The organism is Mesotoga sp. HF07.pep.5.2.highcov (assembly GCF_003666285.1).
GTDB classification, from domain to species: Bacteria; Thermotogota; Thermotogae; order Petrotogales; family Kosmotogaceae; genus Mesotoga; species Mesotoga prima.
The window spans coordinates 1-8,058 of the sequence record NZ_JFHJ01000654.1 but is presented as its reverse complement, the minus strand read 5'-3'; the positions used below and the strand labels follow the sequence as shown (position 1 = coordinate 8,058).

Annotated in this window: 6 protein-coding genes; 4 read left to right on the top strand and 2 right to left on the bottom strand. The window is 46.6% G+C overall.

Features of this window, described 5'->3' with window-relative positions; translation table 11 throughout:
* Nucleotides 1-3,755: right-handed parallel beta-helix repeat-containing protein (locus BG32_RS13915; protein ID WP_147435073.1), on the top strand; the 3,755-nt coding region annotated here is incomplete at its 5' end.
* Between the two features lie 308 nt (nucleotides 3,756-4,063).
* Here BG32_RS13915 and BG32_RS13910 read toward each other — a convergent pair.
* Entirely contained in the window at nucleotides 4,064-5,407 is a 1,344-nt protein-coding gene (locus BG32_RS13910) for an APC family permease (protein ID WP_236609158.1), read from the bottom strand.
* Between the two features lie 608 nt (nucleotides 5,408-6,015).
* On the opposite strand from BG32_RS13910, the gene BG32_RS16830 reads away from it, so the two are divergent.
* From BG32_RS16830 to BG32_RS13900, 3 genes are all read left to right on the top strand, one after another.
* A complete protein-coding gene (locus tag BG32_RS16830) occupies nucleotides 6,016-6,249 on the top strand; it encodes a SatD family protein (RefSeq protein WP_259459762.1) in 234 nt (77 codons plus the stop codon).
* Nucleotides 6,246-6,638, top strand: a complete 393-nt coding sequence (locus BG32_RS16825) for a hypothetical protein (protein ID WP_259459761.1) — start codon at nucleotides 6,246-6,248, stop codon at nucleotides 6,636-6,638. The genes BG32_RS16830 and BG32_RS16825 overlap by 4 nt, the downstream gene beginning before the upstream one ends.
* Nucleotides 6,639-6,766: 128 nt before the next feature.
* The gene (locus tag BG32_RS13900; protein ID WP_006490054.1) at nucleotides 6,767-7,555 is read left to right on the top strand and encodes a DUF3307 domain-containing protein; all 789 of its coding nucleotides are present in this window, start codon (nucleotides 6,767-6,769) and stop codon (nucleotides 7,553-7,555) included.
* Nucleotides 7,556-7,871: 316 nt separating this feature from the next.
* Here BG32_RS13900 and BG32_RS15905 read toward each other — a convergent pair.
* The coding region (locus BG32_RS15905) for a hypothetical protein (RefSeq protein WP_220660346.1) at nucleotides 7,872-8,058 on the bottom strand (187 nt) is incomplete at its 5' end.

Here is an 8,058-nt window from a genome sequence, read left to right as displayed (position 1 = left end):
TTGGTATTCGATTGGGAATAAATTCATCTTTCTCTGATTTCACTTCCCGTTTTGAAAGTAACGATCTCGATGTTCATCTTGACGGCGGGACGATTAGCTCCAGTGTGGTATGGGGTGCAAGCAGCGAGTATTCAATGGTAACGGGCGGCGACGTAGTTGTCGCTGCGGGAGCTTCACTGAAAGTCATGCCCGGAACTGTAATCAAGCTTAGGCAGAACAACAGAATCCTCGTCTACGGTCATCTTGAGGCAGCCGGTCAAGAAAGCGCCCCCATATACTTCACAGACTTTCGAAATGATCTTGTCGGAGGGGACGCAAACAGAGACGGCGAAGCCACCGTTCCTGCAAGCGGCTGGTGGCGCAGCATAAGCCTGCTTACAGAAGGTACCGCGAACTTTGAGCATTGTACAATCGGGTATCTTGGAGTAAGTGACATGGCAGGAGTGATAAAGAGCAGCACTGGCACCTTTTCTATTCTCAACAGCACGATTCACGACGTTACCGGTGACGGATTGAGGATTGACAATTCCGCAGGAAGTGCGGAAGTGAAGTATTCGACACTATCTTATAATACCGGTGCTGGACTGTACTACAAAACCGACGGCGTCCACATTGAGGCGCTGACCATATCTTCCAACGGAATTGGGATAAGACTCCCGGCGGGCTGTTCGGTCGAGGTTGATGAACAGACCTATTTTGATGGGAACGATATTGCAATACAGATCGATCCTGCCGCAATTTCAGGCAGAGTAACGTGGGGGGCACCCAGTAATATATCCATATTGATGAACGGCAGTGTTTCGGTTGCATCGGGGGCAAGCCTTACCATTAGGCCTGGCAGCGTAATCAAGATAGCTCAGAACGCATTCCTTGCAGTAGATGGAGAACTAATGGCGAGCGGAACCGAGGATAACCCGATCTTTTTCACTGAGACTCGTGACAACTCGGTTGGAGGGGCGTTGTCGGGTGATGGTTCTTTGCCAGAAGCGGGCTGGTGGAGGTCTATCAACATACGTAATGAAGGTAAGGCCATTTTCGACTGGTGCACAATTGCATATGCCGGTCGTTCCGACGGGGCTGCGATATTGAAGAGCGGTGCAGGCTCTCTAAGAATATCGAATTCTGTTCTGTCGCACACTTCTGGAGATGGTCTACGCCTATCTTCGGGTTATTCGTCCTTTGAGCACTTTCAGAACGAGTATTCTTACAACACAATTGGAGTCAGGTTGGGCATAAACGCTTCATTTGCCGATGTAACAACAAGGTTCGAAGGCAACTCCACTGATATTCAATTGGACGGTGGCGCCATAACCGGTACAGTTTCGTGGGGATCGGATGGCGATTACTCCATGGTAATAACAGGCGATGTGAGCATCTCGGCCGGTGCCTCGCTAAGTATTCTTCCGGGAACTGTGATCAAATTCAGACAGAACAACAGAATCCTTGTTTACGGAAGTCTCCAGGCATTGGGAGAAGCGGATTTGCCAATCTACTTCACCGACTTGAGGGATGATCTTGTTGGTGGAGACGCGAACAGAGATGGTGGAGAAACTACCCCCGCTCCTGGCTGGTGGAGATCGATAGGTATTATGACTGACGGCACGGCGACTTTCGAACATTGTGTGATTCGATTCGCCGGATACGGTGATCGATCTGGGGTTCTAAAGAGCAGTACTGGCGCGGTTTCGATGACAGATACGGTAATTGAGAAGGTTGCAGGGGATGGCTTCAGAGCAGATAATGCTGCCGGAGGAGTGAAGATCGGCAGATCGACTTTCTCTGAAAACTCCGAAGCCGGATTGAACTGCAGGACGGACGGGGTTTCGGTAGAAGAATCCGTCTTCCTATCCAATGATACTGGTGTAAGGACAGTCGCAAACGCTTCTCTGATTTTAGATGACGAAACCTACTTCTCTGAAAACAACAAAGACATTTATGTAGAAGCGGCAACTATTAGCGGTAGTGTTGTCTGGAGAGTCCCTAAGCACCTCTCCTTACTTCTCAGCGGCAGCACCTCAATCTCAGTGGGAGCGAGACTTGAGATCAAGCCGGGAACTGTAGTTAAGATGGCTCAAAACTCTCTGATCACTGTCGATGGGGAGCTCATCGCGCTTGGAACTGGAGAAGAACCCGTCTTCTTCACTGATTATCGTGATGATTCCGCAGGCGGCGACTCAAATAGAGATGCAGATGCAACCTTGCCGGTCAAGGGCTGGTGGAACTCTATAAATATTAGAGAATCCGGATCGGCTGAATTGGACTTCGTCGATATCGGCTATTCGCAGAATGGTATTGTCAGAGCCGGTTCGGGATCATTCACACTGACCAACTCCAATATCCATGATGTTTCTGGAGAAGCACTCAAGCTTCTTTCGGGATACTCCTATCTGGAGCTGTCAAACAACGTGTTCCTTAGAAATGGCGCTGCAGTTCGATTGGCTACAAACGTTTCTTTCGATGACACTCTCGCCGCATTTGAAGAAAACGGTACCGATGTGTACGTAGATGGAGGCGAGATAAACAGTAATGTTGTTTTCGGCTTGAGTAGTGATTATTCATTCTACATCTCTGGAGAACTGACTCTCACAAAAGGGGCAGTTCTCGAGATAAGACCCGGAACGGTCCTAAAGTTTGCCGCCAATAGGGGACTAAGGATTTCGGGAAGTCTTAAGATGTTAGGAACTGAACAGGCACCGATAACACTTACCGACTGGCGCGACGATTCTACGGGAGGAGACGCAAATCATGATGGTGATGCCTCGCTTCCTGAACCCGGTTGGTGGAGGTCGATCTACATACAGGAAGAGGGCAGCGCAGAACTCGAATGGGCCAGAATAATGTATGCAGGCTACGGAGACAAGGCAGGTGTCTTCAAGACAGGTTCAGGATCTCTAATCTTAAGAAATTCAGTGATCTCTCGAATTGCCGGTGATGGTCTTCTGGTAAGCAGTAGTTCGGGCCATCTGGAAGTCTCCGGCTTATCATTCCTGGAAAACTCGACAGGAGTGGGTATCTCATCTCAGCAGACAGTTCCTCTGGAATTTGTTGATTGCGTCTTCGAGGGAAACGTCGTTTATGGTATTAGAAACGATAGCCCGGTTGAAGCCGTCGCCGTCGATTGCTGGTGGGGCGATATATCGGGGCCGCATCATCCTTCTCTGAACAACCGGGGAACAGGAAATCCCGTTAGCGACAATGTATCATTCGATCCATGGATAGGAAAGGAAGAGCTCATGAATGAGTCCGAAAGTGAGGAAGTGCCCTCTGAGAATGCTCAAGAGGTAGTTCAAGAGACCGTTGTTGCGGAATGGATAGAAGTCTCTTCGGACGGACTGTGCTATGAAGTACCTTCTTCCTGGTTCGATGATTCGGAGGGGTACAGACTCGAACTGGAGGGCGATGAGAATTCGAAGCCGGTAAGCAGATGGTTTGATGCTGAACCCGGCTCAGAGAACATCTTCTTCGTCATCGCTAAAGTGAAACCGGAGTTCCTCGAAAAAGAAGAAGAGGAAACAAGACTCAACATGGAAGTTGTCGAAGAATTCGAAAGGCTAATCGCCGGGGAGCCGGGAATATGGATAGAGCTTACGGCTGCGCAATGGAATGTTGAGAGATCTATCTACTCTCACGTCTACGAACCGGGAAACGATGGATACTGTCTTTCAGTCGGTTTTGCTGCGAAGACAGGCTTCTGGACTCAGTACGAGCCTGTACTGGAAAGAATAATGGAAACGTTAAGATACTGCGGAAACTGAATCGGCTATCAGAGCAAGACGCGCAAAAACACCGGCAAAGGTGGAAATCTTTGCCGGTGCTTTTTACAAAAGATTACTCTACCTCGAGAAATCACTTCTTTGATGACGGCGTCTATCAATCAAGAAGACATCACAATCCTTCATCTGAACTTGATTCAGAATCTCGATTCTTCTTATCGATCAACTGAGAACCGTTCAACGAAGTATCAGTTCTTTTGCTCTTTCCGACCCCTTACCCGCTAACCCCAACCACGGTTCCTCAGAAGCTCGGATCCCGAATCAAGTTTGGGGTAGCGAAATCCAACAGCTCAATCATCAAAGACCGAAAGGTCATTTCTGGAGAATACATTCTTCTCAGTACGGTCCAGGTATTTCAGTCTGAAGATGAAGTATATCATTCCGATTACTTCCCAGACGATAAAGAACAGGAAGAAAGACGTGCTAAAGTCCACTCCGACCTGGTAGAGAAGAATAAGCATAATAAGTATTGAAAACACCACACCGAGAATGGGAATGAAGATGAACCATTTCTTCTTAACAATTGCAGGAGCCGTTTTTCTAAGCGTTTCATTTTTCTTCAGTTTGAAAACCGCAAACATCGTGGGAATAATCACCGCGATTCCTCCAATCGAAGCGAAGGCTGCAAATAGGTTTAGGCCGGATTCGCCGACTGAAATCAGCATAATGGAAGAGAGAAGCCAAATAATTGTCAGCAAAACCCATGGTGTTCCTCTCTTGTTGACCAGTCCGAGTTTCGAGGGGAATACTCGAAGTTTGCACAGCGCAAGCAAAGATCTAGTACCCCACATGTATGTAGCGTTTATCGTTGTGGCGATAGCGAGTATCGGACCGCCGAATGCAAAGACGTAGAAAAGAAATCCGCTAAGGTAATTCGAAGCTACATCATTAAGAGTGCCGTTAGCCATTACCTCTTCTCCCACTCCAAAAGAGACTATTGCCATCAAAAGATAGCAGATCAGAACAATTGAAAGAGATAACATAACTGAAAGCGGGAGATTTTTTCTGGGATTCTCCACTTCTCCGCCCAGCTCTATTACGGCATTTGAACCGGCGAAAGTAAATGTAAGGAGCGCAGAAGCGTAAATCATTGGACCCAATCCCGTTGAAAAGAGTCCTTCAAGGTTTCTCGGGTCGATTTTTGCAACGCCCGGAACGGTGTAAATGGCAATCGCTACAAAGAGGAGAGCAACAAATACTATCTCTACTATAGAAGCCGTTTTCAGCCCGAGCAGATTGACTACATAGAAGAATGTGAGAATTATCAAAGCGACAGGTACGACAGAAATTCCATTCCAAATTCCTTTCATGTAGGATGCCAGTGCCAGAGCATTCAACGGAAAAAGTCCCACAAATGCACCGAAGAGATAGGCCCAGAGACCAAGGAATGCAACTTTGGGTGAAAAGAGGAAAGCGCCGTACTTGAAGGTTCCACCGGTCGTGGGAAGTGTCGATCCAAGCAACATGACGTTTATCATTATTATCGCCATAGGAAGAAAGGCAAAGATAAAGGCAACGATGGTCCCAATCCCGGCACTTTTGTAAGCTATCGGCATATAGACAAATATGCCTGCACCAATAGTCATACCTACTTCTAAAGCAACAAGATCCCAGAACTTGAGTGATTTCTTCATTTGAGACACCTTTCTGGCCAAATTAGAAGGCATTCAGAATGGCCTGACAGTATATGGCGTATTATACAGTAAATCTTCTCTATAGAAAATTCTCCTATATCCATGACTTCTGGGGGTTCGGGTGACGATCTAACTCTCTCCGCTTTTTCAGAAGGGGATACTATGGCCTGCGCCGGATACTCAACATCTCTTGAAAGGTCGGGCGTTTCTTCGGAAACTAAAGATCTTTGGGTTATTGAAGTCAAGAAATCGAAAGCGTACCTGTCGCGAATAGTTCAAGAGCGAAGGTTTTTACGTGTCCACTAAATGAAATTGGTGGGAAGACTAGAAACCTCAAGTAAACTGTTCAACGCGGTTCTATGCATGAATTTTACGGATTGTCATACGCTTTCACAATTTTGGGCAGCAGATACACTGTCTGTCAGTCGTCATGTTAGGTGGTTCTAGATTGCTGATCCATATCTCGAAAAAGTCATGAGTGAGCGTTACGTAGCAGGTTTTTCTCTGAGAACCCAGTTTCCCAATTGAAGCGTTCCTGTACAGGTCTTGGAGACTACTGTGCTACAATCAGTTTGGATCCGTTCTTCGATAAATGGAGTGTGAAATAAATGGGCCTTTATGCGGTCATTACCGCCGACATTATTCAGTCCAGAAAGCAGGTGCTTCCATTTGAGAGAATTGAGCAGACTCTTGCTTCCTTCGCAGGAGAGCATCTCGTCAAGTCGTTCGCACTGTCAAGAGGCGACGAAATTCAAGGCGTAGTATCTGATCTAAGTGTCATCGTATCGCTGGTGCGAAGGTTAAGATACGTTATGTGGCCTTTAGCCTTAGGGTGGGGATGAGCATCGGCGAAATAGAAGATGACAAACTTAAAAAGGCTGGCACTTCGTGGGATTTGAGCGGAGAGGTTTTCTTCAGCGCAAGAGACGCTCTTGACATGGCAAAGAAATCAAGGGTTTCTAACACGTTCTTTCTTTGCAGTGATGAACTTTTATCCACTGCACTGAACACGTCTCTTTCTCTACTGGAGACTATTGAAAGCGGCTGGACTGAAAAGCAGTGGCAGGCCGTTCATGTATATGAAAGGGAGGGGACCTACGAGAAGGCGGCCAGGGTTCTGGGAGTTACTGCTCCGGCCGTGCAGCAGCATTGTGATAAAGCTGGCTGGAACGTGGTCAGGGTGGCGGAAAAGGAACTGGCGAGATTGATCTCTCTTTCGTTGAAAATATAAACCTATATAGATTTATATGTGTACACTAAAGTTAATTATCTTTATCTCAGTTAAATAAAGCGGTTAAGTTTAACCCCGGTGTTTATCATGATTAGTGAGTATCTTTCTGGAACTGGATGGAGGCAAATATGAATGGATTCATGATACCTTTAGCTCTTTCGATCTTGGCTCATGTACTCGCCGATTTCTTGTTCCAAACAGACAACACTGCAAAGGAAAAAAGCGAGCAACAGGCAAAAGGCTTCCTGAAACACTGGATCGTTGTTTTCTTGACGCTTTTAGTCTTGATGATGCCCTTCGGACTCATGGATGTGCTTCTGTATTGTGTAGTCCTTTCACTGTTCCACATACTTCTGGACGTCTTCAAGTCCAGCATTGAAAGTAAACGTGGCCCGGCTACCAGGTTTTCGATGTTTATTATTGACCAACTTCTTCATCTAATGTTGATCGTCTTTCTTGTTCCGATTTCCAGTTTTACAATAGCCAGAAGCTTTTCTGCCTTTATAGTTTGGATAGATTTTCATACAGGACTAGATTTAGCCGTACTTCCGGTTAGTAAAATGCTTTCCGTACTTATTGTCTATCTATATGTTCTCTTTGCGGGAGCGGTATTCATAAGAAAGCTTTTCGACCTGATATACAAGAACCAGCCGGACTACCTTGAGAGAATCGTTGGAAACAGCTCCTCTCTAGATAATGTGAGAACGGGAAAAGCGATCGGCATCTTCGAAAGACTTCTAGTTCTAACACTTTACCTCACGGGAAACGTGGCTTCCATAACAATTGTCATTGCCGCGAAATCTCTGGCAAGATTCAAGAACTTCGATAACAAAGACTTTGCCGAGTACTATCTTATCGGGACACTGGCTAGCGTGATGATTGCAATCATCGGTGGCATGATCTTGGAGGTTCTTTGAAAACGTTATGCGCAAAGAGTTTAGTAGTGTGAGGATAGAGGTTAGAAAATCAAGATCAAAAATCGTATCTCGCCGTGTTTGAGAGAAAGCCGTCCTTGGATAAGATCAAAACCAGATCCAGAAACAAGTTCGGGATGACCCTGAACAAGAGCATTTCAGGGCAGGCTCCGTGGAATGACAAAGAATGCTTATTCCGAAAGCGTCTCAATCTGTCATGAACTTGTTTCAGCATCCCGGTTATGAGAGCCGCTGAGCGCTTAAAAGCGGAGAACCCGCTGATCGCTGTGAAGAGCCGTCCTTGGTTCTTCGTTGTTTGTTAGAATAAGAGAGGCAGGGGATGCAAGATAAGTCCAGTCCTTTGGATAAGATCAAAAGCAAGATCCCGGATCAAGTCCGGGATGACAGAGTGAGAGGCTTTCACAAAGCGCCCGGACAACTTCCTCAGTTGCATTGAAACCCTGAACTGATTGCCGGTTCTCTTCACGAGACCCCAGACCCTGTAA